This is a genomic window from Stenotrophomonas sp. Steno-Z4 (genome assembly GCF_056393145.1).
Map to the genome: position 1 here is coordinate 1 of NZ_JBWJPC010000016.1, position 1,249 is coordinate 1,249.

A 1,249-nucleotide genomic window follows, 5' to 3' on the forward strand; every position below is an offset into this window, starting at 1 on the left:
GGAGGTGAAGCGGTTCTGGATCGCACCCATGTCAGCGCGCGAGGAATTGACCGAGGTCAGCGCCTTGTCGACGATCGACAGGGCCTGCTGCGCACCGGCCACCGAGGAGATGTCCAGGTCGCTGGCGAACTTGGTGGCCAGGGCAGCGCCGGCGGCGGCGGTGGTCGGGGTGGCCGGGGTCGGCGCGGTGATGCCGGTCCAGGTGCCCGCGGTGACGGTGATGGCGTTGAACGTGCCGGTGTCGGAGACGCTGTTCTTGACCGAGGTCAGGTCGATCTTGCCGGCAGTGGCATTGACCGATGCGTACACGCCGGCCTGGTCCATCTTCTCGTTGATGGCGGCGGCGACGGCGGCGGTGGCCGCCTTCTGGGTGGCGGCGGCGTCGACGCCGGCCTTCACCGAGATGTCCGACAGCGTGTAGGCGGTGCCGTCGGCGCCCTTGATGGTCATGCCCTTGATGGTCACGTCACCGTTGGTGGCGGGCACGCCGATGTCCAGGCTGCTGGTGTCGAACTTGGCGCCGCCCAGCGCGCTGGCGCTGGCGTTGACGATGCTGTTGATGCCGATGGTCTGGCCCGAATCGGCGCCGACCTGGAACAGCGCGCCGGAGAACGAACCGTCCAGCAGCTTGGTGCCGTTGAAGTTGGTCTGGCGGGAGACGCGGTCGATTTCCGAGGTCAGCTGCTTCACTTCGGCGTTCAGCGCTTCACGGTCGCTGTCGGAGTTGGTCGCATTGGACGACTGCACCGACAGTTCGCGGATGCGCTGCAGGTTGTTGCCGATTTCGACCATCGCGCCTTCGGCGGTCTGGGCCAGCGAGATGCCGTCGTTGGCGTTGCGAACGGCAACGTCCAGGCCGCGGATCTGGGTGCTGAAGCGCTCGGAGATGGCGAGGCCGGCGGCGTCGTCCTTGGCGCTGTTGATGCGCAGGCCCGAGGACAGGCGCTGGATGGTGGTGGCCAGGCTGGAACCGCTGGTCGACAGATTGCGCTGTGCGTTCAGCGACATCACATTGGTGTTGATGACTTGTGCCATTTCCGTGCTCCTGGGTGCAGTGATGCGGATTCAGTGGGCGCCTCGCGGGGGAGGCGGTGGGCGATGTGCCCGGGTTGAAATCATTAACGACAACCCGCAGGGAACCTTTAGGGCTGCAACGACCTGATTTCGCGTTTGTCAACAAAAAACCCCGCTCTCGCGGGGTTTTCCGTTACGCACCCTCTGCAGGCATCAGCCCTGCAGCAGGCTCATC

The 1,249-nt window shown here is 65.6% G+C and carries 1 protein-coding gene; it reads right to left on the bottom strand.

Annotation, left to right across the window (positions count from 1 at the left end; genetic code table 11):
* Positions 1-1,035 (bottom strand): flagellin (locus AC06E7_RS19060; RefSeq protein WP_478065602.1); only part of this gene is annotated, 1,035 nt, incomplete at its 3' end.
* Positions 1,036-1,249: the final 214 nt, after the last annotated feature.